We start from the raw sequence: 22,224 nt of genomic DNA, 5'->3' as shown, positions 1-22,224 counted from the left end.
CGGCACGTACGGCACCTGCCGCCCGTACGTCGAAGGGGCCCCGCCCTCCCGGACGGGACCCCTTCGGCTCGTACCGCGCTCACACGCGCCCGGCCTCAGCGGCGGGCGACACCCTCCGCGCGGGCGGCGGCGGCCACGGCGGCGGTGACGGCCGGAGCGACCCGCTCGTCGAACGGCGACGGGATGACGTAGTCGGCCGACAGGTCGTCACCGACGACGGCGGCCAGCGCCTCGGCGGCGGCGATCTTCATGCCCTCGGTGATCCGGCTCGCCCGCACCTGGAGGGCGCCCGCGAAGATGCCGGGGAAGGCCAGCACGTTGTTGATCTGGTTCGGGAAGTCCGAGCGCCCGGTGGCGACGACGGCCGCGTACCGGTGCGCGACCTCCGGGTGCACCTCGGGGTCCGGGTTGGCCATCGCGAAGACGAACGCGCCCTTCGCCATCGAGGCGACGGCCTCCTCCGGGACCGTACCGCCGGAGACGCCGATGAAGACGTCGGCACCGGCGAGGGCGTCCGCGAGGGAGCCGGTCAGGCCCGCCTTGTTGGTGAAGGAGGCGACCTCGCGCTTGACGTCGGTCAGGTCGGAACGCCCGGCCTCGACCACGCCCTTGCGGTCGGTCACCGCGACGTCCCCGACCCCGGCCTCGATCAGCATCCGGGCGATGGCGACCCCGGCCGCGCCCGCGCCGGAGATGACCGCGCGGAGCTGGCCGATCTCCCGCCCGCTCAGCCGGGCCGCGTTGCGCAGCGCCGCCAGCGTGACGACGGCGGTGCCGTGCTGGTCGTCGTGGAACACCGGGATGTCCAGGCGCTCCTGGAGCCGCCGCTCGATCTCGAAGCACCGGGGCGCCGAGATGTCCTCCAGGTTCACTCCGCCGAACGAGGGAGCGAGCCGGACGACGGTCTCCACGATCTCGTCCACGTCGGTGCAGGCGAGCGCGATGGGCACCGCGTCCACGCCGCCGAACTGCTTGAAGAGGATGGCCTTGCCCTCCATCACCGGGAGGGATGCCTCGGGGCCGATGTCACCGAGGCCGAGCACGGCCGTGCCGTCGGTGACGACGGCGACCACGGACGACTTCCACGTGTAATCGTTGACCAGGTCCGGCTGCTCCGCGATCGCGGTGCACACGCGGGCCACGCCCGGTGTGTACGCGAGGGACAGGTCGTCCTTGTCCCGGACCGGCACGGTGGCCCGCACGGCCATCTTGCCGCCCCGGTGCAGGGCGAACGCCGGGTCGAAGGAGTCGAGAGGCTCGGCCCCCTCCTGGTCCGTGCCGTTGTCGCTGCGAGGATTGACGATCTCCGCTGCCACTGTGTGTACCCCTTAGGTATGCATGGTTTGAGGGTTGACCACTCCTGGTGAGGGGTGGGCGGGCACCGCGGGCGGCCCGGTTGATACGACGGGCCGGACGCGACGGGCGCGCCGCACACGCGCCCTGAGCCCCGGATGAGGGGTGTGAAGAACCTTCTTACCGGACGGACGGCGTTCACGACGAGTCGAATGGGCGCAAGGTCACATCGGGCTACCAGAACGCCACACTCCGATGACGCCGGGCTGACGCGGTGACTTCGGGCAGGTCGCGGGGAGGAGGCCCGAGGGTCGCGGGGAGGGGGTCCGGCGGCTCGTGCGGCGGAGGTCGGGCGCGTCGCGCGGCGGAGCCGGAGCAGGCCACCTGTTATGCGATTTTGATATCGCAGGCCCCCTGGACCGCGCCGTCCGAATGGCAAGATGCCGTAAACCCACGAGGTCGGGACCACCCGAAGGTGTGTGTTTCCCACTGCCCGTCGGCACCGCCACCCATCCGCCGGAGGACCACGATGACCGCAAGCCTCACCCGTTCGACCGCCCGCTCCCGGATCGCCGCGGTGGGTGCCGTCGCGGTCGCGGGCGCCCTGCTGCTCACGGGCTGCGGTGACCAGACCAAGAAGGACTCCGGTTCCGCCACGGCCGACAGCGCGCCGCTCGCGTCGAAGCTGCCGAAGGAGATCCGCGACAAGGGCGAGATCATGGTCGGCTCGGACATCGCGTACGCCCCGGTGGAGTTCAAGGACGCCTCCGGCAAGATCGTCGGCCTGGACCCGGACCTCGCCGCCGCCCTGGGCAAGCAGCTCGGCGTGAAGCTCACCTTCGAGAACGGCACCTTCGACTCGCTCCTCACCGGCCTGCGCTCCGGCCGCTACGACATCGCCATGTCGGCCATGACGGACAACAAGAACCGCCAGGACGGCGTGGACCCGGACACCGGCAAGAAGGTCGGCGAGGGCGTGGACTTCGTGGACTACCTCACCGCGGGCGTCTCGATCTACACGCGCAAGGGCGACACCCAGGGCATCACGTCCTGGAGCGACCTGTGCGGCAAGAAGATCGCCGTCGAGCGCGGCACCGTCTCGCAGGACCTGGCCAAGGCCGAGGCCAAGAAGTGTCCGGCGGGCAAGAAGCTCGCCATCGAGGCGTTCGACGACGACCAGCAGTCCCAGACCCGGCTCCGCTCCGGCGGCGTGAACGCGGCGTCCTCCGACTTCCCGGTGGCCGCCTGGGCGGTCAAGACCTCCGGCGGCGGCAAGGACTTCCAGATCGTCGGCGACCAGGTCGAGGCCGCGCCGTACGGCATCGCGGTCGCCAAGGACGACACCCAGTTGCGGGACGCGGTCCAGGCCGCGATGAACGCCGTGATCAAGAACGGCGAGTACGCGAAGATCCTGAAGAAGTGGGGCGCCCAGGACGGCGCCGTCCAGAGCTCCGTGGTCAACGGCGGCAAGTGATCCGCGCGACGGCCACGAGAGGCGGTATCTGTGACTGACACCGACAAGGCGGCCGGGACGCCGGGCACTCCCCCGGCCGGTCCGGAGGCCGTCAAGGCCATTCCGGTACGGCACTACGGGCGGTACGTGTCCGCCGTGGTCGCCCTCGCCCTGCTCGCCGCGATCGTGTACGCGTTCAGCCAGGGCAAGATCAACTGGGGTGCCGTACCGGACTACTTCTTCGACCACCGCATCCTCACCGGCGTCGGCAAGACCCTGCTGCTGACGGTCCTGTCGATGGTGATCGGCATCGTGGGCGGCATCGTCCTCGCGGTGATGCGGCTGTCGAAGAACCCGGTGACCTCCTCGATCGCCTGGTTCTACATCTGGTTCTTCCGGGGCACCCCGGTCCTGGTCCAGCTCGTCGTCTGGTTCAACCTGGGCCTGGTCTTCCAGTACATCAACCTCGGGCCACTCTACAAGGACGAGTGGTCGGACTTCATGACCCCGCTCCTGACGGCGCTGCTCGGCCTGGGTCTCAACGAGGCCGCGTACATGGCGGAGATCTGCCGCGCCGGTCTGCTCGCGGTGGACGAGGGCCAGACGGAGGCCGCGCACGCGCTCGGCATGAGCCACGGGAAGACGCTGCGCCGGATCGTCATCCCGCAGGCCATGCGGGTGATCGTGCCGCCCACCGGCAACGAGGTCATCAACATGCTGAAGACGACCTCCCTGGTGTCGGTCGTCCAGTACCCCGAACTGTTCCGCTACGCCCAGGACATCGGGCAGAACTCCGGTGCCCCGGTGGAGATGTACTTCCTCGCCGCCGCCTGGTACCTGATCATGACCTCGGTGCTGAGCGTGGGCCAGTATTACGTCGAGCGGTACTACGCCCGCGGCTCCAGCCGGAGCCTGCCGCCGACCCCGTGGCAGAAGGTCAGGGCGCATCTGACGACCTTCTCCAGCAGGAAGGTCACGGCATGAGCGAGCAGCCCAGCACCACGGAGACCGCGCGGAAGCGGGACGTGCCGATGGTCCGGGCGGAGGGCGTGCACAAGTCCTTCGGTCCGGTGGAGGTCCTCAAGGGCATCGACCTGGAGGTCCGGCCCGGCGAGGTGTTCTGCCTGATCGGCCCGTCCGGCTCCGGCAAGTCCACCTTCCTGCGGTGCATCAACCACCTGGAGAAGATCAACGCCGGGCGCCTGTGGGTGGACGGCGAGCTGGTCGGCTACCGCCAGAAGGGCGACCGGCTGTACGAGCTGAAGGACAGCGAGGTCGCGCTGAAGCGGCGGGACATCGGCATGGTGTTCCAGCGCTTCAACCTGTTCCCGCACATGACGGCCGTCGAGAACGTCATCGAGGCTCCGGTGCAGGTCAAGGGCGTCAGCCGGGCGCAGGCCCGCGAGCGGGCGACGCAGTTGCTGGAGCGGGTGGGGCTGGCCGACAAGGCCGGGAACTACCCCTCGCAGCTCTCCGGCGGCCAGCAGCAGCGGGTGGCCATCGCCCGCGCGCTGGCGATGGACCCCAAGCTGATGCTGTTCGACGAGCCGACCTCGGCGCTCGACCCGGAGCTGGTCGGTGACGTCCTGGACGTCATGCGGGACCTGGCCGAGTCGGGCATGACGATGGTCGTCGTCACGCACGAGATGGGCTTCGCCCGCGAGGTCGGCGACAGCCTGGTCTTCATGGACGACGGCGTGGTCGTCGAGTCCGGCCACCCGCGCGAGGTGCTCACCAATCCGCGGCACGAGCGGACCCAGTCGTTCCTGTCCAAGGTGCTCTGACCGTCGGGGCGTGAGCGACGGTTCTCGGACGAGGGGCGGTACGGGATGTCCCGTACCGCCCCTCGTTCCGTGTGCCCGGTGGGCTACTTGACGGCGAGGAGCAGCGTGTCGGACGGCGAGCACCAGACCGGCCGGGCCTCCGCGAACCCGGCGGCGCGCAGGATCTCGGCGTGCCGGGCGGCGGAGGGCATGTCGCCGTCGGCGTGCTCGCCGTAGATCTCGAAGCGGCGGGCGGTCGGTCCGGCGAGGACCGGGTCGGCGGCGGCGAGCGCCCACCAGTCGGCCCAGTCGAGGGCGCCCCGCTTCCGTGCCAGGTCCATCCGGGCGTGCCGCTGGGCACGCTCGGCGGCGTTGATCCGGGGCGTGGCCTCGTCGATCATGTGATCGGCGTTCATGAACACCCCGCCGTCGCGCACCAGTTGGGCGAGCTGCCGGTAGAGCACGGCGAGCGGTTCGCTGCGCAGCCAGTGCAGCGCGGTCGCGGTGAGCACGCAGTCGTACGCGTCGTACGGCAGCAGGCCGGTCCAGCCGGGGTCCTTGAGGTCGGCGGTGACGAGGGTGACCCGGTCGTCGCCGTCGAAGGTGCCGCGGGCGATGGCCAGCAGGGCCGGGTCGAGATCGACGCCGGTGCTGACGGCACCGGGGAAGCGGTCGAGGAGCCGGGCGGTGACGGTGCCGGTGCCGCAGGCGAGGTCGAGGACGCGGGGCGCGGGACCGGCGAGGGCCTCCACCATGTCCAGCATGATCCGGAACCGGTCCTCCCGGTCGGGCATGTACCACTCCTGCTGCCGGTCCCAGCTCCGCTGCCAGGCCGCCCAGTCCGTACCGGTGACGCCGACGCCGTCGCTCATGAAAGACCCCGTTCTCCGCAGCAGCCACGTAATACCCTTGAACCACGACCGGCTGTTACCCGACCGCGCGGACCGACCCTAGAGCACCACCGTAAGGACTATAAGTGGAACTCGCCTATTACTCGGATTACGCCGTACGTCTCGTCAACAGCGAGGAGCCGGTCCGGGGCAAGGACGTGCTGACCTCGGTCGAGGCGGTCCGCGACCTGTTCGGCGCCAACTCCTCGGCCGCGCGGCGCGCGACGGACGCCGACGTGACCCGGTTCCGGTCGGTGCGGGCGCGTCTGCGGTCGGTCTTCGAGGCGGCCGACGGGGGCGACGAGACGCTCGCGGTGGACCTGCTCAACTCGCTGCTGCTGGAGTTCCCGGTCAGCCCGCAGATCTCCGGGCACGACCACCGCGACGACGACGGCCGCCCGCTGTGGCACATGCACCTGGCCGACCACCCGTCCAACGCCACCGCCGGGTTCGCCGCCATCGCCGCGATGGGGCTCGCCTTCCACCTCACGGAGTTCGGCGTGGACCGGCTCGGGCTGTGCCAGGCCGCGCCGTGCCGCAACGCCTACCTCGACACGTCCACCAACCGCTCCCGGCGCTACTGCTCGGACCGCTGCGCGACCCGTGCCAACGTGGCCGCCTACCGGGCCCGCAAACGTCTGGAGGCCGAGCGGCCGGAGAGCAGCGGGCGCGCGGCGGAGAGCGCCCAGCGGGCCACCCCGAACGGGGAGCGCCGGTCGGCGCCGAGCGGCCGGTAGCGCAGCCAGGCCCGCCCGAGGACGAGGTCCTCGGGCACCACCCCGTAGTCGGTGCTGTCGCCCCCGGCGTACGGGTTGTCCCCGAGCACCCACCAGCCGCCCTCGCGCCGCTCCACGGCACGTTTGACGACCAGCAGGTCCTGCTGGAAGGGGTGGCGCAGGACGACGACGTCACCCGGCCTGATCGCGGCTCCGTACCGCAGCAGCAGGCGGTCGCCGTGGCGCAGGGTGGGCACCATCGACGGGCCGGTCACCTCGGCAAGACCGAACGGCGGCGCCCCGCCCCCGCCCCGGCCCGCCTCCGGCCCTCGGTCCCGCTCCGTCTCCCGCGACAGCTCCGGCATTCCGGCACCTCCCCGGTCCGTTGCTCCACCAGTCCCAGTCTGACCCCGGACTTTCGTCCCGGGCCCAAGGGGGCACCCAGGAAAACACGCCTCTCAGGGAGTAATGTCGCACCTGAGAAGACGATCACGAGGAAGGAATGCTCCATGCTTTCCCGCCTGTTTGCCCCCAAGGTCCAGGTCAGCGCCCACTGCGACCTGCCCTGCGGCGTGTACGACCCGGCCCAGGCCCGCATCGAGGCGGAGTCCGTGAAGGCCGTCCAGGAGAAGATGGCCGGCAATGACGACGCGCACTACCAGGCGCGCGCCACGGTCATCAAGGAGCAGCGCGCGGAGCTGGCCAAGCACCACGTGTCCGTGCTCTGGAGTGACTACTTCAAGGCTCCGCACTTCGAGAAGTACCCCGAGCTGCACCAGCTCGTCAACGACACCCTGAAGGCCCTCTCGGCCGCCAAGGCGTCCACCGACCCGGCGACGGGCCAGAAGGCGCTGGACTACATCGCCCAGATCGACAAGATCTTCTGGGAGACCAAGAAGGCCTGACCCCTCCGGGGCACCCTTCCGGCCGAGGTCGCCGAGGATTTCCGGCCGCACCCGGTCCGCACACCGCCGCGTTCGGGCGGGTTCGCGGGCCGGGTGCGGTCTTTTCCCGCCCTGTGTCAGGCTGAGGTGGTGGAACTGGACGATCTGCGGCGGCTCAGGCGGGCCCGGGACCGGATGGACCGGGAGTTCGCCGAGGCGTTGGACATGGCGGAGCTGGCGCGCGGGGCGCACATGTCGGTGGGGCATTTCCAGCGGAGTTTCCGCGCGGCCTACGGGGAGACGCCGTACGCGTATCTGATGACGCGGCGGGTGGAACGCGCGAAGGCGTTGCTGCGGGGCGGGGGGATGAGCGTGACCGAGGTGTGCTTCGCAGTGGGGTGCACGTCGCTGGGGTCGTTCAGCTCGCGGTTCACGGAGTTGGTGGGGCGGACGCCGAGCGCCTACCGCGCGGCTCCGCACGAGGAGAGCGCCGTGATTCCGCCCTGCGTGGCACGGTCACTGACCAGGCCCCGCAGAAGGCTCACCACCTAGCGTGGACGCATGGACCTGAGACTCAAGCAGTGTTTCATCGCCGTGGACGACCACGACAAGGCGCTGCACTTCTACTGTGACGTGCTCGGTATGGAGGTCCGCGACGACGTGGGCTTCGAGGGGATGCGGTGGGTGACCGTGGGGTCGCCGCTCCAGCCGGACGTGGAGATCGTGCTGGAGCCGCCGGGCGCGAGCCCCGACATCTCCCCCGCCGACAAGCGGGCCGTCGCGGAGCTGCTCGCCAAGGGGCTGCTGCGGGGCGTCATCTTCACCACCGCCGACTGCGACGCGCTGTACGCGCGGGTCCGCGAGGCAGGTGGGGACGTGCTCCAGGAGCCCACCGACCAGCCGTACGGCGTGCGGGACTGCGCGTTCCGGGACCCGGCCGGGAACATGCTGCGGTTCCTTCAGCGGCCGTCCGCCGACTGAGCCGGGTTCCCCGCCTCCGCAGCTCGGCTCAGCGTTCCCACTCCTCCACGGCCACCACCGCCGACACCGGCAGCGGGCCGTACAGGTGCGGGAACTCCTCGCCGTGCGGGGGCATGACCTCCCATTTCAGCGGTGCCGTCAGGACATTGGGGTCCACCACCAGGACCACGAGGTCGTGCGGGCCGTCGGCGCCGTAGAGGAAGGCGGCCACGCGCGGGAGCTGGTCGCGGGTGGAGAAGTGGATGAAGCCCTCCTCCGCGAGCGTGCGACCCCGCGTGGAGCGTTCGTACGAGCCCGCCGCGCGGGCCGCTTCCCAGTGGGCCCGCTCGGTGAGGTGGAGGATCGGGGGGAGTTTCGGCATACGGCCACCGTAGAGCCGCTGGAACCGGCCCCGCGCGCAGTGGGGGTGCGCGGGGCCGGAGTGTGACCGGGGCCACCGGGGCCGCGCGGGGTCAGGGGCCGCGCGGACCCGGGGGCTCCGGGGTCCGGGCCGGGAAGGGCCGGGTGGGTCAGCTGGAGCGGCGGGTGACGAACTCCGCCAGGGACAGCAGCCCGCCCGCCGCCTCCGGCACGGGTACGGCACGGGTCAGTTCCTGCATGGCCCGTGCCATCCGGTCCGCCGCCTCGGCCTGGGCCCAGTCCCGGCCGCCCGCCCGCTCGACGGCGAGGGTGATGCGCGCGATCCCGCCGTCGTCGCCGCCCGCGTCGGGGAGGTGCGGGCGGCTGTAGAGCGCGGCGAGTTCGGCCGCCGCCGGGGTGCCGGAGGTGAGGGCGGCGACGACCGGCAGGGACTTCTTGCGGACCGCGAGGTCGGCACCGGCGGGTTTGCCGGTGCGGCGCGGGTCGCCCCATATGCCGATCACGTCGTCGATGAGCTGGAAGGCGAGCCCGGCCTGCCGCCCGAACCCGTCCATCGCGGCCACCGCGTCGTCGTCGGCGCCCGCGTACAGCGCGCCGAGTGCGCAGGCGCAGCCGAGCAGCGCGCCGGTCTTGGCCTCGGCCATCGTGAGCACCTCGGCGAGCGTCACCTCGTGCGGCGGGCGGCTCTCCAGCGCGGTGTCGGTGTGCTGGCCCTCGCAGAGTTCCACGACGCAGTGCGCCAGCCGGGCGGCGGCCCGCGCGGCGGCGGGGTGCGGGTCCTCGGCCAGCAGCCGGAGCGCGAGCGCCTGCATGGCGTCCCCGGCGAGGATCGCGTCGGGCACCCCGAACACCGTCCAGGCCGTGGGGCGGTGGCGGCGCGCGGTGTCGCGGTCCATCACGTCGTCGTGCAACAGCGTGAAGTTGTGGATCAGTTCGACCGCGGCTGCGGCACGGACCGCCGCCGTACCGGCCGCCGTACCGCCGAGCGCGGCGGCCGCCGCGAGGACCAGCGCGGGCCGGATCGCCTTGCCCGCGTTGCCGGTGGCCGGGCTGCCGTCCGTGTGCTGCCAGCCGAAGTGGTAGAGCGACACGCGGCGCATGGCGGTCGGCAACGTGCCCAGCGCCGCGCGGAGTTCGGGGTCCACCCGGTCGCGGGTGCGCTCCAGGAGGACGGCCGCCTCATGGCCTTCGAGCCGCGCGTCGGGAGACGCGTCGAGAAGACCGTCGAGCCGCGCGTCGGGAGGCCCGTCGAGCCGCCCGTGCGGCCGCCCGGCGTCCGCCGGGTCCCCGCCCGGTCGCGGGCCGCGCTGTTCACCGACACCCGCCGGGGACTTCGTGGTCTCCGTCATGAACTCGGCCATGCGCATCCCTCCCCCTGACCCTCCCCGATCCCGCGGGTCGCCCCGGACCCGCGGGACACGTACCCCCGGTGCGCTCCCGCCCCGGAGGGCGGGAACGTACCGGTGCGGTGGACCGGCGTCACCGCCACCGGCCGATCTCGACGTTCTCCAGGACGCCGAGGGCGTCGGGGACGAGGACGGCCGCCGAGTAGTACGCCGTCACGAGGTACTTGATGATCGCCTGCTCGTTGATGCCCATGAACCGCACCGACAGGCTCGGCTCGATCTCGTCCGGGATGCCGGACTGGCGCAGGCCGATCACACCCTGCTCGGCCTCGCCGGTACGCATGGCGATGATCGAGGTGGTGCGCTCCGGGGTGACCGGGATCTTGTTGCACGGGTACAACGGCACCCCGCGCCAGGTCGGGATGCGGTTGCCGCCGAGGTCGATGGTCTCCGGGTTCAGTCCGCGCTTGTTCAGCTCGCGCCCGAAGGCCGCGATGGCGCGCGGGTGGGCCAGGAAGAACTTGGTGCCGCGCCGACGGCTGAGGAGTTCGTCCAGGTCGTCCGGGCTGGGCACCCCGTCGTGCGGCTGGAGGCGCTGGTCGTACTCGCAGTTGTGCAGCAGGCCGAAGTCCCGGTTGTTGACCAGCTCGTGTTCCTGGCGCTCCTTCAGCGCCTCGACCGTGAGCCGCAGCTGCTGCTCGGTCTGGTTCATCGGCTGGTTGTAGAGGTCGGCCACACGGGAGTGGATGCGCAGCACGGTCTGGGCGATGCTCAGTTCGTACTCGCGGGGACGGGCGTCGTAGTCCACGAAGGTGTGCGGGATGTCGGCCTCGCCGCTGTGGCCGGACGCCAGCTCGACGGCCTTCTCGCCGTACTTGTTGGTGTCCTGGTCGGGCAGCGTGCGCAGCTCCTCCAGGTGCTCGCGCAGCGAATCGGAGCGCTCGGCGACCTGTTCGAAGTCCTGACGGCTCAGGGTCAGCATCGTGCACGCGGTGTCGGCGCGGGCGGTGTACTCCCAGATGGCCTCCGGGTCGAGCAGGGCCTGCTCACCGAAGTAGGAGCCGTCACCGAGCACTTCGAGCACCGCGTCGTCGCCGTACGGGCCGGTGCCGACCTTCTCGACGCGGCCGTGGGCCAGCAGGTGCACCTCTTCCGTACGGCTGCCGAAGGAGGCGACCACCTCGCCCGGCGCGTAGTCCCGGCGGCGGCAGCGGCGGGCCAGTTCGGAGAGCGTCTCCAGGTCTTCGTACGAGCGCAGCGCGGGGAGTTCGCCCAGTTCGGCGGGGATGACCTCGACCTGGTCGCCGGTCTTGACGAACGTGATGCGGCCGTCCCCGACCGCGAACGTCAGCCGCCGGTTCACCCGGTACGTGCCGCCCTGCACGTCCACCCAGGGGAGGGAGCGCAGCAGCCAGCGGGAGGTGATCTCCTGCATCTGCGGGACGGACTTGGTGGTGGTGGCCAGGTTCCGCGCAGCCGCGGTGCCGAGGGACTGCTGCGGCTTCCCCTGTTCCGTGCGGACCTCTTCGCCTACCGACATAGAAAGAATCCCTCTCGATGTATGTGGCCGGTGCCGAGTCGCACACCGGTCTCGCACCCGAGCTTTCCATCACGCACCGTGCGCACGCCATTACCCGAAAGAGGGGGAATGGATCATCGCACTACTGGGCAGAAAGGGGGATCGCGGCCCGCCCGGCGCCGTTTCGGACCGGTTCGCCCCCCAAGTGAACGCCGGGGCCCCGAACGCTCGTTGGAGAAGCAGCGGGACAAGCCCGCGCAACAGGAGCACCACCGGTACGACGGGGCCGCGACGGGCGGCTCCGCGGCACGACCCGAAGGAGGCCGCCGTGGCCACACCCATGTCCGCGAGCGCGTTCCTGGCCGCACTGCGGGCCGAGGGTGTCCGCGTCGTGGAGGAAGGCGACTGGCGGCACCACAACCGCGACCACAAGGGGCCCTGGGGGCCCGTGAACGGCGTGATGATCCACCACACGGCGACCACGGGCAGCGCGGCGACCGTACGGCTCTGCCGCGACGGCCGCCCCGATCTGCCGGGCCCGCTCTGCCACGGCGTGATCACCAAGGACGGCACACTGCACCTCGTCGGCCACGGCCGCGCCAACCACGCCGGGCTCGGTGACGACGACGTACTGCGCGCGGTGATCGCGGAGAAGCGCCTGCCGCCCGACAACGAGGCGAACACCGACGGCAACCCGCACTTCTACGGCTTCGAGTGCGAGAACCTCGGTGACGGCGAAGACCCCTGGCCGAAGGCCCAGTTGGAGACCATCGTGCGGGCCTCGGCCGCGATCTGCCGCCATCACGGCTGGACCGAACGCTCGGTCATCGGCCATCTGGAGTGGCAGCCGGGCAAGATCGATCCGCGCGGCTTCACCATGTCCTGGCTGCGCGGCCGGATCGAGGAGCGCCTCAAGGACTGACCCCGGCCACCGCCACTCCCCCGCCCGCCCCGGCGCGCGGGCCCGCCGGGCGGCCCGGAACAATGGGGACGTGACCAGCGCCGATCCCGGGAAGCAGCCCGCGACGAATCCCGGAGACCCGTCCGGCACCGACCCCGGTGTCCACCCCGGCGACCCTCTGACCGTCACACCCCGGCTCCCCTCCCCCCTGGTCCCCGTCCGGGACGACCGGTTCGAGCGGTACGGCGTACGGCTGCTGCTCAAGCGGGACGATCTGATCCACCCGGAGCTGATCGGCAACAAGTGGCGCAAGCTGGTGCCGAACCTGGTAGCGGCGGGGGGCCGCCCGCTGGTCACGTTCGGCGGGGCGTACTCCAGCCATCTGCGGGCGACGGCGGCGGCGGGCCGCCTGCTGGGCTTCGGCACCGTGGGCGTGGTGCGCGGCGACGAACTGGCCCGGCGCCCGCTGAACCCGTCGCTGGCCCGGTGCGCGGCCGACGGCATGCGGCTGCACTTCGCGGACCGGGCGGCGTACCGGCGCAAGCACGAGCCGGAGATCCTGGCGGCGCTGCTGCGCGCGGCGGACGCGGAGGACGCGTACGTCGTCCCGGAGGGCGGCAGCAACACCGCGGCGGTACGCGGCTGCCGTGCCCTCGGCGCCGAACTGCGGGGCGCCGCCGACACGGTGGCCGTCGCCTGCGGCACCGGCGGCACCCTCGCGGGCCTCGCCGCGGGACTCGACGCGGGGCAACGGGCGCTGGGCGTACCGGTGTTGAAGGGCGGATTCCTCGGCGGCGAGGTGCGGGCCCTCCAGGAGCGCGCGTTCGGCGCCCGCACCGGCACGTGGTCCCTCGACGACCGTTTCCACTGCGGGGGTTACGCCCGCACGACACCCGAACTGGACGCGTTCGCAAGGGACTTCGAGCAGCGGCACGGGTTCGGTGTGGAACGCCTCTATGTCGCCAAGCTGCTGTGGGGACTGGTCGCCCTGGCCGCCGAAGGGGCGTTCCCGCGCGGGTCGTCGGTCGCGGCGGTGATCACCGGGCGCCCGTTCCCGGACGAAGGGCGCCCGCAGGCGCTCTACCCCGCCTCGCGGTAGATCGCCGCCTCCTCCAGGTCCAGTCTCCGCAGCAGCGCCCGCAGCATCTCGTCGTCGATGAAGCGCCCGTCCCGCAGCCGGACGAAGACCGCGCGTTCGGCGCCGATCATCTCGCGGGACAGTCGGCTGTAGGTGTCGTCCACGGATTCGCCGGTGACCGGGTTGGCCTGGCCGAGCCGTTCCCAGACGGCGTTGCGGCGGCGCTCCAGGGCCCGGCGGAGCCGGTCGGCGAGCGGCGGGGGCAGCGCGTTGCGCTCGTCGGTGAGGAGTTCGTCGAGGCGGGTCTCGGCGGCCAGCGACGCCTGCGCCTGGGCGTTGGCCTCCGCGAGCGTCTCGGCCTGCCGGTCCCGGCCGGGGAAGCGCAGCAGCCGGATCATCGGGGGCAGGCTCAGCCCCTGCACGACCAGGGTGCCGATGACGGTGGTGAACGTCAGGAACAGGATCAGGTTGCGCTCCGGGAAGGGGGCGCCGTGCACGGTGGCCGGGATGGAGAAGGCGATGGCGAGCGAGACCACGCCCCGCATCCCGGCCCACGAGGTGACCATCGCGCCCCGCCAGGTCGGGTTCTGCTCGCGCCGCCGCACCCGCGCCGACAGCAGCCGGGGCAGGAAGGTGGCCGGGTAGACCCAGACGAACCGGGTGACGACCACGGCGGCGAACAGCGCGACGGCGTACCAGGCGGCCCGCCCGCCCGCGTACTCCACGATTCCCTTGAGCACGACCGGCAGTTGGAGGCCGATCAGCGCGAAGACCGCCGACTCCAGGACGAAGGCGACCATCTTCCACACCGCGTCCTCCTGGAGACGGGTGGCGAAATCGACCTCCCAGGCGCGATGCCCGAGGTAGAGCGCGACGACGACCACCGCGAGCACACCGGAGGCGTGCACCTGCTCCGCGATGGCGTAGGCGGCGAACGGGATCAGCAGGGAGAGGGTGTTCTGGATCAGTGGTTCCCGCAGGTGGGTGCGGAGCCAGTGCAGGGGCGCCATGAGCACCAGGCCGACCCCGACACCGCCTACGGCGGCGATCACGAACTCCAGGATGCCGCCCGCCCAGGTGGCGCCCTCACCGACGGCCGCCGCGAGGGCCACCTTGTACGCGGTGATCGCGGTGGCGTCGTTCATCAGGGACTCGCCCTGGAGGATGGTGGTGATCCGGGACGGCAGCCCGACCCGGCGGGCGACCGCGGTGGCGGCGACCGCGTCCGGCGGCGCGACGACCGCGCCGAGCACCAGCGCGGCGGTCAGCGGCAGTCCGGGGACCAGCCGGTACGCGACCCAGCCGACGACGAAGGTGGCGAACAGCACGTACCCGACGGAGAGCAGCGCCACCGGCCTGACCTGGGCGCGCAGCCCGAGGTACGAGCTGTCGCTCGCGGACGTGTAGAGCAGCGGGGGCAGCAGCAGCGGCAGGACGACCTCGGGGTCGAGGGTGTAGTCGGGCACGCCGGGGACGTAGGAGACGGCCAGGCCCACCGCGACCAGCAGCAGCGGTGCCGGAACCGGGCCGCGCCGGGCCGCCGCCGCGACCGCCGCACTGCCCGCCACCAGCAACAGCAGCGGCATCACGTCCATACTTCTCGCCCACCCTCGTTTTCGCGCGGCCACCCGCACACCCGTCGTAATCTGGCCATCATGAAACAGTGCACGCACGTCGAGGCATTGCCGCACCCGGAGCCCATACCGCTGAGCGAGACCTGCCCGGAGTGCCTCGCGCGGGGCACGCACCCGGTGCAGCTCCGGATCTGCCTGTCCTGCGGCCATGTCGGCTGCTGCGACTCCTCGCCGGGACGGCACGCGACGGAGCACTTCGAGTCCACCGGGCACCCCGTGATGCGCACCCACGAGCCCGGCGAGAACTGGCGGTGGTGCTTCGTGGACCACGTCCTGGCCTGACCCGGCACCGGCGGGACGGCCCGGTCCGACGACCGGGACGGCCCGGCGCCCACGGGGCCGTCCCGCCGGTGCCGCACACGTGTGCGCGACCCCCTGCTCGTGTGACACTGCACCTGCGGGGGCAGCGCGCCGCCGCCGGGGCGCCGCCGGGAAGGTTCGGGCGTCCGGGGTCCGGGTACGTCAACCCGGCGCACGTACTTCCCATTTGGGAGCGCCGACCCCCTAGACACGGAGCGTGTCCGGAGCTTTACTGTGAGTGACGCCAGGGTCGGGGTCCCGAGGACAAGACCGTTCGCAGCGCGATAGCGTCACCGCGGAAGCACGTGTGCGTTACTCCGGGGGGCGACCCTCGGCCCCGTAAAGCCTGTACCACCTTGGAGGTGAGGGTGTCCCAGATCGCTGGCGAGCCCGCGACCCAGGACTTCGTGGAAGTCCGGCTGCCTGCCGCGGGTGCCTACCTGTCGGTGCTGCGTACGGCCACGGCCGGTCTCGCGGCTCGTTTGGACTTCACCCTGGACGAGATCGAGGATCTCCGTATCGCCGTGGACGAGGCGTGCGCGATCCTCCTCCAGCAGGCCGTGCCCGGCTCGGTGCTGAGCTGCGTCTTCCGGCTGGTGGACGACTCCCTCGAGGTCACCGTGGCCGCGCCGACCACCGACGGCCACGCGCCCTCCCGCGACACCTTCGCCTGGACGGTGCTCTCGGCGCTCGCGGGCAAGGTGTCGTCCGCCGTGGACGAGGACCGGACGGTGTCCATCAGCCTCTACAAACAGCGCGGCGCCGGCCCCGGTCCGGCGTGAGGAACGGGGACGGTCCGGTGCGGGACGAAGAGCGCGGCACACGCGAGCTGCGGACGGGGGACGGCGGCTCGGCCGACGACGCACGGCGGGTGCCGGAAGGCGTCGAGGCCATCCCCGAGCAGGCCAGACCGCACCCGGAGCAGGACGCCGCCGGGGGCGGCGACGGCACCGTGCGGAGCACACCCTCCGCGGAGCGCGACGGGGCCGGTTCCGCGCCCGGCGCGCGGGCGAGGGCCGGGGGAAGGGCTACGGGCGGGACGATGAGCGAGCACGAGCGGTACGCCGAGAAGGACGCGGGCGCCGAGCCGGTGCGGGCCGGGCGGCACGACCCGCAGGACCGCAGTGGCGCGCGTGCGCTCTTCGTCGAGCTGCGCACGCTCAAGGACGGCAGCCCCGAGTACGCGGAGCTGCGCAACCGGCTGGTGCGGATGCATCTGCCGCTGGTCGAGCACCTGGCGCGCCGGTTCCGCAACCGGGGCGAGCCGCTGGACGACCTCACCCAGGTCGCCACCATCGGTCTCATCAAGTCGGTGGACCGCTTCGACCCGGAGCGCGGGGTGGAGTTCTCCACCTACGCCACCCCGACCGTGGTCGGTGAGATCAAGCGGCACTTCCGGGACAAGGGCTGGGCGGTGCGGGTGCCGCGTCGGCTCCAGGAGCTGCGGCTCGCGCTGACCACGGCGACCGCGGAGCTGTCGCAGCTGCACGGCCGTTCCCCGACCGTGCACGAACTGGCCGAGAAGCTCGCCATCTCCGAGGAGGAGGTGCTGGAGGGCCTGGAGTCCGCCAACGCCTACTCCACGCTCTCCCTGGACGTGCCCGACACCGACGACGAGTCACCGGCGGTCGCGGACACCCTGGGCGCGGAGGACGAGGCGCTGGAGGGCGTCGAGTACCGCGAGTCCCTGAAGCCGCTGCTGGAGGATCTGCCGCCGCGCGAGAAGCGCATCCTGCTGCTGCGGTTCTTCGGGAACATGACCCAGTCGCAGATCGCGCAGGAGGTCGGCATCTCGCAGATGCACGTCTCCCGGCTGCTGGCCCGCACCCTGGCCCAGCTGCGGGAACGGCTGCTCGTCGAGGAGTAGGCGACCCGGCGCGGACGGCCCTCCCGGACGGCGGGGGCTACTCCGTGCGGCCCGGCGTCCTGATGCCCAGGGCGCGGGTCGTCGCCGGGTTCACCAGCAGGACCAGCGAGGCGATGGCGACGACGGCCAGCACGATGCCGACCGGGATCGCCATGCTCTCGGCCTGGAGCAGGTTGTAGGCGACCGGCAGGGCCATGAGCTGGGTGATGACGGCCGGGCCCCGGCTCCAGCTCCGGCGCAGCAGCAGTCCGCGCGCGGCGAGCAGCGGGAGCAGGGCCAGCACGATCAGGGTGACGCCCAGGGTGAGGGCCTGCTGGCGGCCGTCGGGGTTTCCGGTGAGGCCGAGGACCAGCGTCCACCCGCCGCCGACGACCAGCCCGGCGCCCTCCAGCGCGGCCAGTGCGGCGGCGTACGTCAGACGGCGCGGGCGGGGTCCGTTCGGCGCCCCCTGCTCGGCGGTGCCGCCGACCGCGGGGGTGTTCCGCTCCGGGGTGGTGTTCTGCTCACTGCTCACCCCGGAAGCGTAGCCCCGTGCCGTACGCGCCGGGGCCGGGGCGTGTCCGGGCTCACGGCCCCCGCGTGTCCGGACTCACGCCCTCTCCTCTTACCCGATCCACACCTCGGTCTGGGCCGGGTACTTCCCAGTAGGTACGCTGCCCTGCATGCGTGCACTTCTCGTGGTCAACCCGGCGGCAACCACCACCAGCGCACGCAGACGCGACGTCCTGATCCACGCGCTCGCCAGCGAGATGAAGCTGGACGTGGTGGCCACGGAGTACCGGGGTCACGCCCGCGACCTCGGTCGGCAGGCGGCCGAGAGCGACGACGTCGAGCTGGTCGTGGCGCTCGGCGGCGACGGCACCGTCAACGAGGTGGTCAACGGACTGCTGCACGACGGCCCCGACCCGGACCGGCTGCCGGGGCTCGCGGTGGTGCCCGGCGGTTCCACCAACGTCTTCGCGCGGGCCCTCGGGCTCCCCAACGACCCGGTCGAGGCGACCGGCGCGCTGCTGGACGCGCTGCGCGAGCGCCGGGAGCGGGTCGTCGGGCTCGGGCTGGCCTCGGGCACGCCGGGCACCGAGGACGAGGCGGTGCCGGACCGCTGGTTCACCTTCAACGCCGGACTGGGATTCGACGCGGGTGTGGTGGGCCGGGTCGAGCAGCAGCGGGAGTTGGGCAGGAAATCCACCCACGCGCTGTACGTGCGTCAGGTGGTCCGGCAATTCCTCGGCGAGCAGCACCGGCGGCACGGGACGATCACACTGGAACGCCCGGACGCGGAACCGCTGTCCGAACTCGTGGTCGCCATAGTGTCGAACACCTCGCCGTGGACGTATCTCGGCAATCGCCCGATGTACACCTCCCCCAGGGCCACGTTCGACGCCGGACTCGACGTACTCGGTCTCAGCCGCCTCTCGACCACCTCGGTCGCCCGGTACGCGGTGCAATTGCTCGGTTCGTCCCCCGAGCGGGGACCCCACGGCAGGCATGCCGCGGCCCTGCACGACCTGGACCGGTTCACCTTGCATTCGAAGGCGCCGCTGCCCCTTCAGATGGACGGCGACCACCTGGGGCTGCGAACGAGCGTGACGTTCACAGGCGTACGCCGCGCACTGCGTGTGATTGTGTGAGCGGAACGACCGAAAGTCCTTTCACTCGAACGTTTAGGCCACACTCCACCCTCTGGAAGTACGGCTGTGAGCCAGTTGACACCGAGGAATCAAAAAAAATCTTCCAGAAGGGGTTGTATCCGCCGCTGAGGTTTGCGAGTCTCTACGTGGCGGTCGGGACGGCCCGCGACATCGGCTCCCGTAGACCACCGGAACCCCTCTTCGAACTCAGGACCTCACCGTGGGAAGCCTCGGTGATCGGCCCTTCACTTGTTGAGGGATTCGTGAAAGCGTTCACATTCACAAGCACCGTACGTGAAATACCAAGGAGAGGTAGCAGCCATGGACTGGCGTCACAACGCCGTTTGCCGCGAGGAAGACCCCGAGCTCTTCTTCCCCATCGGCAACACCGGTCCCGCGCTGCTGCAGATCGAGGAAGCCAAGGCCGTCTGCCGTCGCTGCCCGGTGATGGAGCAGTGTCTGCAGTGGGCGCTCGAGTCCGGTCAGGACTCCGGCGTCTGGGGTGGTCTCAGCGAGGACGAGCGTCGCGCCATGAAGCGCCGCGCCGCCCGCAACCGGGCTCGTCAGGCCTCCGCCTGACAACTCCCACCCTGCCGACAGCCTGAGCTTGGCGGCGCGTACAGCGCGTACGCATCTCCCGCCCCCGAGCCGCAGCGCGCAGTACCCCCGATGCGCTTAGCGTGAGCAGAGCAGCAGCGAGCACGAGCCTCGGACCTCATGGTCCGGGGCTTTTTGCTGTCCGGGACGGCTGGTCCGGAACCGGCGACTCCCCTGCCGGACAAGCCGGTCGCGCTACTTCTGCGCCGGTACCGGAAGGTCCAGGATCACCCGCGTCCCGTGCCCCGGCGCCGGGACCATGTCGAAGGTGCCGCCCAACTCGCCCTCCACCAGGGTCCGTACGATCTGCAGGCCGAGGTTGCCCGAGCGGTGCGGGTCGAACCCCTCGGGCAGGCCGACGCCGTCGTCCTGCACGGTGACCAGCAGCCGGGCCTCCTTGGTGGTGCCGCCGCGTACCGCCGAGACCTCGACGGTGCCGGTGTCGCCCTGCCGGAAGCCGTGTTCCAGCGCGTTCTGCAGGATCTCGGTGAGCACCATCGACAGCGGGGTGGCGATCTCGGCGTCGAGTATCCCGAAGCGCCCGGTGCGACGGCCGGTCACCTTGCCCGGCGAGATCTCCGCGACCATCGCCAGCACCCGGTCCGCGATGTCGTCGAACTCCACCCGCTCGTCCAGGTTCTGGGACAGCGTCTCATGGACGATGGCGATCGAGCCGACCCGGCGGACCGCCTCCTCCAGTGCCTCCCGCCCGCGTTCGGACTCGATGCGCCGGGCCTGGAGCCGCAACAGGGCCGCCACCGTCTGGAGGTTGTTCTTCACCCGGTGGTGGATCTCCCGGATGGTCGCGTCCTTGGTGATCAACTCGCGCTCGCGGCGGCGCAGTTCGGTGACGTCCCGGCAGAGCACGAGTGAACCGATGCGGGTGCCCTTGGGTTTGAGCGGGATGGCACGGAACTGGATGACGCCGTCGCTGGCCTCGATCTCGAACTCGCGGGGCGCCCAGCCGCTCGCCGCCTTGGCCAGCGCCTCGTCCACCGGGCCCCGCGTCGGGGCGAGTTCGGCGGTGGTCTGGCCGAGTTCCTGGCCGAGCAGGTCGGCGGCGAGCCCCAGCCGGTGGTACGCGGAGAGCGCGTTCGGTGAGGCGTACTGGACGATGCCGTCCGCGTCCAGCCGGATCAGACCGTCGCCGACGCGCGGCGAGGCGTCCATGTCCACCTGCTGCTCCGGGAAGGGAAACGATCCGGCAGCGATCATCTGCGCGAGGTCGGAGGCGCTCTGGAGGTAGGTCAGCTCCAGACGGCTCGGGGTGCGCACGGTGAGCAGGTTGGTGTTGCGGGCGATCACACCGAGCACCCGGCCCTCGCGGCGCACCGGGATCGACTCGACGCGGACCGGGACCTCCTCGCGCCACTCCGGGTCGCCCTCGCGCACGATGCGCCCCTCGTCCAGGGCCGCGTCCAGCATGGGGCGGCGCCCGCGCGGGACGAGGTGGCCGACCATGTCGTCCTGGTAGGAGGTGGGCCCGGTGTTGGGGCGCATCTGCGCCACCGAGACGTACCGGGCGCCGTCGCTGGTCGGCACCCACAGCACGAGGTCGGCGAAGGAGAGGTCGGAGAGCAGCTGCCACTCCGAGACCAGCAGGTGCAGCCACTCCAGGTCGGAGTCACCGAGAGCGGTGTGCTGGCGTACGAGTTCGTTCATGGAGGGCACGGTCCGAGCGTACCGGGGGTCTCCGGAGGCCGGAAAAAACACCCGCGGGCCGCGGCGCCTGGGAGGGACCCTCAGCCCTCCCGGCACCGCAGCCCGGAGCATCATCGGCCACGGGGTGTGCGGCCCCGTCGGCCGAAGGCCGAGGAGTCGGGGCAGTCAGGGCAGAGAGCCGCGGGTCTCCTCGGTCCGCCCTCCTGTGCGGGGAGGACGGAAGCTGTTCGGTCCTGCGTACGGGACACCCGTTCGACACCTCGAACAGAGCGTCCTCGTGCATTCTGGACTAGACCACGCGGCCTGTCCATGCGCCCGGCGGTACGCGTCCCGGGCGCCCGGCGAGAAGGGGTCCCGGCGGGGGCACCGCGGGCCGGGAACAGGGGCCCGGACCCCGTTCTCCCCTGGGCCGACGGGGACCGCTCTGCTAGATTGGTCTAAACCACTAGCCTCTTCACCGGCCCCTCCACCGACCTCTCAGAACGGCGGACCCAGCGTGGAAGTTGTCATCGTCCCGGACGCGCAGGCGGGCGGCGAGCTGATCGCCGAGGCCCTGGCCGCGCTGCTGCGGCGCAGGCCCGACGCCCTGCTCGGGGTGGCCACCGGGTCCACCCCGCTGCCCGTGTACCGGGCGCTGGCCGCCCGGGTGCGCGCGGGCACGGCGGACGTCTCCCACGCCCGGATAGCGCAGCTCGACGAGTACGTGGGCCTGCCCGCCGACCACCCCGAGTCCTACCGCTCGGTGCTCGCCCGCGAGGTGCTGGAGCCGCTCGGCATCGGCATGGACGCCTTCCTCGGCCCGGACGGCACGGCGGCCGACGTGCCGGGGGCCTGCGCGGCGTACGACCGGGCGCTCGCGGCGGCCGGGGGCGTCGATCTGCAACTGCTGGGGATCGGCACGGACGGGCACATCGGGTTCAACGAGCCGTGCTCCTCGCTCGCCTCGCGCACCCGGATCAAGACGCTCACCGAGCAGACCCGGATCGACAACGCGCGCTTCTTCGACGGAGACGTCACGCAGGTCCCGCACCATGTGATCACCCAGGGCATCGGCACCATCCTGGAGGCCCGGCACCTCGTCCTGCTGGCCACCGGGGAGGGCAAGGCGGACGCGGTCGCCGCGACCGTGGAGGGCCCGGTCGCCGCCGTCTGCCCGGCCTCGGCGCTCCAGCTGCATCCGCACGCCACCGTCGTCGTGGACGAGGCCGCCGCCTCCAAGCTGAAGCTGGCCGACTACTTCCGCCACACCTGGGCGGACAAGCCGGAGTGGCAGGGCATCTGAGCCGCCCGGGGCCCCGGCCCACCCGTCCCCACCAGGGCCGGTCTGTGGACTAGACCAAAAGCGGGTC

The 22,224-nt window shown here is 71.7% G+C and carries 24 protein-coding genes; 15 read left to right on the top strand and 9 right to left on the bottom strand.

The features are described from left to right. Window positions 1-95: 95 nt before the first annotated feature. A complete protein-coding gene (locus tag KUM39_RS02380) occupies window positions 96-1,316 on the bottom strand; it encodes an NAD(P)-dependent malic enzyme (RefSeq protein ID WP_217783646.1) in 1,221 nt (406 codons plus the stop codon). A gap of 506 nt (window positions 1,317-1,822) precedes the next feature. Between KUM39_RS02380 and KUM39_RS02375 the strand changes: the two genes are divergently transcribed. From KUM39_RS02375 to KUM39_RS02365, 3 genes are read left to right on the top strand one after another with little or no spacing between them, the layout of a single operon-like run. Further along, window positions 1,823-2,767, top strand: a complete 945-nt coding sequence (locus KUM39_RS02375) for an ABC transporter substrate-binding protein (RefSeq protein ID WP_217783645.1) — start codon at window positions 1,823-1,825, stop codon at window positions 2,765-2,767. Window positions 2,768-2,797: 30 nt separating this feature from the next. Continuing rightward, the gene (locus tag KUM39_RS02370; protein WP_217783644.1) at window positions 2,798-3,730 is read left to right on the top strand and encodes an amino acid ABC transporter permease; all 933 of its coding nucleotides are present in this window, start codon (window positions 2,798-2,800) and stop codon (window positions 3,728-3,730) included. Window positions 3,731-3,777: 47 nt separating this feature from the next. After that, a complete protein-coding gene (locus KUM39_RS02365) occupies window positions 3,778-4,530 on the top strand; it encodes an amino acid ABC transporter ATP-binding protein (RefSeq protein ID WP_217783768.1) in 753 nt (250 codons plus the stop codon). Window positions 4,531-4,613: 83 nt separating this feature from the next. On the opposite strand, the gene KUM39_RS02360 is transcribed toward KUM39_RS02365, so the two are convergent. Beyond that, entirely contained in the window at window positions 4,614-5,381 is a 768-nt protein-coding gene (locus KUM39_RS02360; protein ID WP_217783643.1) for a class I SAM-dependent methyltransferase, read from the bottom strand. 104 nt (window positions 5,382-5,485) lie between these two features. On the opposite strand from KUM39_RS02360, the gene KUM39_RS02355 reads away from it, so the two are divergent. After that, window positions 5,486-6,136 carry a CGNR zinc finger domain-containing protein gene (locus KUM39_RS02355; RefSeq protein WP_217783642.1) on the top strand — a complete coding sequence of 217 codons (651 nt, stop codon included), beginning with the start codon at window positions 5,486-5,488 and terminating at the stop codon, window positions 6,134-6,136. Here KUM39_RS02355 and sodX read toward each other — a convergent pair. Then, a complete protein-coding gene (gene sodX, locus KUM39_RS02350; protein WP_217783641.1) occupies window positions 6,019-6,480 on the bottom strand; it encodes a nickel-type superoxide dismutase maturation protease in 462 nt (153 codons plus the stop codon). The two genes, KUM39_RS02355 and sodX, sit on opposite strands and share 118 nt — an antisense overlap. A 144-nt stretch (window positions 6,481-6,624) precedes the next feature. Between sodX and sodN the strand changes: the two genes are divergently transcribed. From sodN to KUM39_RS02335, 3 genes are all read left to right on the top strand, one after another. Next, window positions 6,625-7,020, top strand: a complete 396-nt coding sequence (gene sodN, locus KUM39_RS02345) for a superoxide dismutase, Ni (protein WP_217783640.1) — start codon at window positions 6,625-6,627, stop codon at window positions 7,018-7,020. Window positions 7,021-7,149: 129 nt separating this feature from the next. After that, entirely contained in the window at window positions 7,150-7,551 is a 402-nt protein-coding gene (locus tag KUM39_RS02340) for a helix-turn-helix transcriptional regulator (protein ID WP_217783639.1), read from the top strand. Window positions 7,552-7,560: 9 nt separating this feature from the next. Beyond that, window positions 7,561-7,980 carry a VOC family protein gene (locus KUM39_RS02335; RefSeq protein WP_217783638.1) on the top strand — a complete coding sequence of 140 codons (420 nt, stop codon included), beginning with the start codon at window positions 7,561-7,563 and terminating at the stop codon, window positions 7,978-7,980. Between the two features lie 28 nt (window positions 7,981-8,008). Here KUM39_RS02335 and KUM39_RS02330 read toward each other — a convergent pair whose 3' ends face one another. From KUM39_RS02330 to KUM39_RS02320, 3 genes are all read right to left on the bottom strand, one after another. Continuing rightward, complete coding sequence (locus KUM39_RS02330) at window positions 8,009-8,341, bottom strand: DUF952 domain-containing protein (protein WP_217783637.1); 333 nt, start codon at window positions 8,339-8,341, stop codon at window positions 8,009-8,011. A gap of 148 nt (window positions 8,342-8,489) precedes the next feature. After that, the gene (locus KUM39_RS02325; protein WP_217783636.1) at window positions 8,490-9,701 is read right to left on the bottom strand and encodes a family 2 encapsulin nanocompartment cargo protein polyprenyl transferase; all 1,212 of its coding nucleotides are present in this window, start codon (window positions 9,699-9,701) and stop codon (window positions 8,490-8,492) included. A gap of 118 nt (window positions 9,702-9,819) precedes the next feature. Continuing rightward, window positions 9,820-11,226 carry a family 2B encapsulin nanocompartment shell protein gene (locus tag KUM39_RS02320; RefSeq protein ID WP_217783635.1) on the bottom strand — a complete coding sequence of 469 codons (1,407 nt, stop codon included), beginning with the start codon at window positions 11,224-11,226 and terminating at the stop codon, window positions 9,820-9,822. A gap of 307 nt (window positions 11,227-11,533) precedes the next feature. Between KUM39_RS02320 and KUM39_RS02315 the strand changes: the two genes are divergently transcribed. Both KUM39_RS02315 and KUM39_RS02310 read left to right on the top strand, forming a co-directional pair. Further along, on the top strand, window positions 11,534-12,127 hold the full coding sequence (locus tag KUM39_RS02315) for an N-acetylmuramoyl-L-alanine amidase (protein ID WP_217783634.1): 594 nt from the start codon (window positions 11,534-11,536) through the stop codon (window positions 12,125-12,127). Window positions 12,128-12,284: 157 nt separating this feature from the next. Beyond that, a complete protein-coding gene (locus KUM39_RS02310) occupies window positions 12,285-13,205 on the top strand; it encodes a 1-aminocyclopropane-1-carboxylate deaminase/D-cysteine desulfhydrase (protein ID WP_217783767.1) in 921 nt (306 codons plus the stop codon). Here the strand turns inward: KUM39_RS02310 and KUM39_RS02305 are convergent. Beyond that, window positions 13,187-14,779 (bottom strand): Na+/H+ antiporter, encoded by a 1,593-nt coding sequence (locus KUM39_RS02305; protein ID WP_217783633.1) that lies wholly within the window; start codon window positions 14,777-14,779, stop codon window positions 13,187-13,189. The genes KUM39_RS02310 and KUM39_RS02305 overlap by 19 nt on opposite strands. A gap of 60 nt (window positions 14,780-14,839) precedes the next feature. Here KUM39_RS02305 and KUM39_RS02300 point away from each other — a divergent pair, with 60 nt between their 5' ends. The 3 genes from KUM39_RS02300 to KUM39_RS02290 all read left to right on the top strand — a co-directional run bounded on the left by KUM39_RS02300 (window position 14,840) and on the right by KUM39_RS02290 (window position 16,985). Beyond that, window positions 14,840-15,100 carry a UBP-type zinc finger domain-containing protein gene (locus KUM39_RS02300; protein WP_217783632.1) on the top strand — a complete coding sequence of 87 codons (261 nt, stop codon included), beginning with the start codon at window positions 14,840-14,842 and terminating at the stop codon, window positions 15,098-15,100. Window positions 15,101-15,486: 386 nt separating this feature from the next. After that, a complete protein-coding gene (locus KUM39_RS02295) occupies window positions 15,487-15,900 on the top strand; it encodes an ATP-binding protein (protein WP_217783631.1) in 414 nt (137 codons plus the stop codon). A gap of 17 nt (window positions 15,901-15,917) precedes the next feature. Beyond that, window positions 15,918-16,985, top strand: coding sequence for an RNA polymerase sigma factor SigF (locus KUM39_RS02290; protein WP_372455699.1), 1,068 nt, complete (start codon window positions 15,918-15,920; stop codon window positions 16,983-16,985). A gap of 37 nt (window positions 16,986-17,022) precedes the next feature. Here the strand turns inward: KUM39_RS02290 and KUM39_RS02285 are convergent, their stop codons facing one another. Next, window positions 17,023-17,499 (bottom strand): hypothetical protein, encoded by a 477-nt coding sequence (locus KUM39_RS02285; RefSeq protein WP_217783629.1) that lies wholly within the window; start codon window positions 17,497-17,499, stop codon window positions 17,023-17,025. A 148-nt stretch (window positions 17,500-17,647) separates the two neighbouring features. On the opposite strand from KUM39_RS02285, the gene KUM39_RS02280 reads away from it, so the two are divergent. Both KUM39_RS02280 and KUM39_RS02275 read left to right on the top strand, forming a co-directional pair. After that, entirely contained in the window at window positions 17,648-18,616 is a 969-nt protein-coding gene (locus tag KUM39_RS02280) for a diacylglycerol/lipid kinase family protein (RefSeq protein ID WP_217783628.1), read from the top strand. A 321-nt stretch (window positions 18,617-18,937) separates the two neighbouring features. Next, window positions 18,938-19,195, top strand: a complete 258-nt coding sequence (locus tag KUM39_RS02275; protein ID WP_016639615.1) for a WhiB family transcriptional regulator — start codon at window positions 18,938-18,940, stop codon at window positions 19,193-19,195. A gap of 213 nt (window positions 19,196-19,408) precedes the next feature. Here KUM39_RS02275 and KUM39_RS02270 read toward each other — a convergent pair whose 3' ends face one another. Further along, window positions 19,409-20,884: a sensor histidine kinase gene (locus tag KUM39_RS02270; protein WP_217783627.1), complete on the bottom strand. Its 1,476-nt coding sequence runs from the start codon at window positions 20,882-20,884 to the stop codon at window positions 19,409-19,411. A gap of 487 nt (window positions 20,885-21,371) precedes the next feature. Between KUM39_RS02270 and nagB the strand changes: the two genes are divergently transcribed. Further along, window positions 21,372-22,157, top strand: a complete 786-nt coding sequence (gene nagB / locus KUM39_RS02265; RefSeq protein WP_217783626.1) for a glucosamine-6-phosphate deaminase — start codon at window positions 21,372-21,374, stop codon at window positions 22,155-22,157. Window positions 22,158-22,224 lie beyond the last annotated feature (67 nt).

This window comes from Streptomyces corallincola, assembly GCF_019104725.1.
GTDB classification, from domain to species: domain Bacteria; phylum Actinomycetota; class Actinomycetes; order Streptomycetales; family Streptomycetaceae; genus Streptomyces; species Streptomyces corallincola.
This window is presented reverse-complemented; position numbering and strand designations above follow the sequence as displayed.

What these genes read in the sequence shown, in the direction of transcription:
- KUM39_RS02375 (WP_217783645.1), top strand. Translation starts at nt 1,823, where the DNA reads ATGACCGCAAGCCTCACCCGTTCGACCGCCCGCTCCCGGATCGCCGCG.
- KUM39_RS02365 (WP_217783768.1), top strand. Translation starts at nt 3,778, where the DNA reads ATGGTCCGGGCGGAGGGCGTGCACAAGTCCTTCGGTCCGGTGGAGGTC.
- KUM39_RS02360 (WP_217783643.1), bottom strand. Translation starts at nt 5,381, where the DNA reads ATGAGCGACGGCGTCGGCGTCACCGGTACGGACTGGGCGGCCTGGCAG.
- sodX (WP_217783641.1), bottom strand. Translation starts at nt 6,480, where the DNA reads ATGCCGGAGCTGTCGCGGGAGACGGAGCGGGACCGAGGGCCGGAGGCG.
- sodN (WP_217783640.1), top strand. Translation starts at nt 6,625, where the DNA reads ATGCTTTCCCGCCTGTTTGCCCCCAAGGTCCAGGTCAGCGCCCACTGC.
- KUM39_RS02335 (WP_217783638.1), top strand. Translation starts at nt 7,561, where the DNA reads ATGGACCTGAGACTCAAGCAGTGTTTCATCGCCGTGGACGACCACGAC.
- KUM39_RS02330 (WP_217783637.1), bottom strand. Translation starts at nt 8,341, where the DNA reads ATGCCGAAACTCCCCCCGATCCTCCACCTCACCGAGCGGGCCCACTGG.
- KUM39_RS02325 (WP_217783636.1), bottom strand. Translation starts at nt 9,701, where the DNA reads ATGGCCGAGTTCATGACGGAGACCACGAAGTCCCCGGCGGGTGTCGGT.
- KUM39_RS02320 (WP_217783635.1), bottom strand. Translation starts at nt 11,226, where the DNA reads ATGTCGGTAGGCGAAGAGGTCCGCACGGAACAGGGGAAGCCGCAGCAG.
- KUM39_RS02305 (WP_217783633.1), bottom strand. Translation starts at nt 14,779, where the DNA reads ATGGACGTGATGCCGCTGCTGTTGCTGGTGGCGGGCAGTGCGGCGGTC.
- KUM39_RS02300 (WP_217783632.1), top strand. Translation starts at nt 14,840, where the DNA reads ATGAAACAGTGCACGCACGTCGAGGCATTGCCGCACCCGGAGCCCATA.
- KUM39_RS02280 (WP_217783628.1), top strand. Translation starts at nt 17,648, where the DNA reads ATGCGTGCACTTCTCGTGGTCAACCCGGCGGCAACCACCACCAGCGCA.
- KUM39_RS02275 (WP_016639615.1), top strand. Translation starts at nt 18,938, where the DNA reads ATGGACTGGCGTCACAACGCCGTTTGCCGCGAGGAAGACCCCGAGCTC.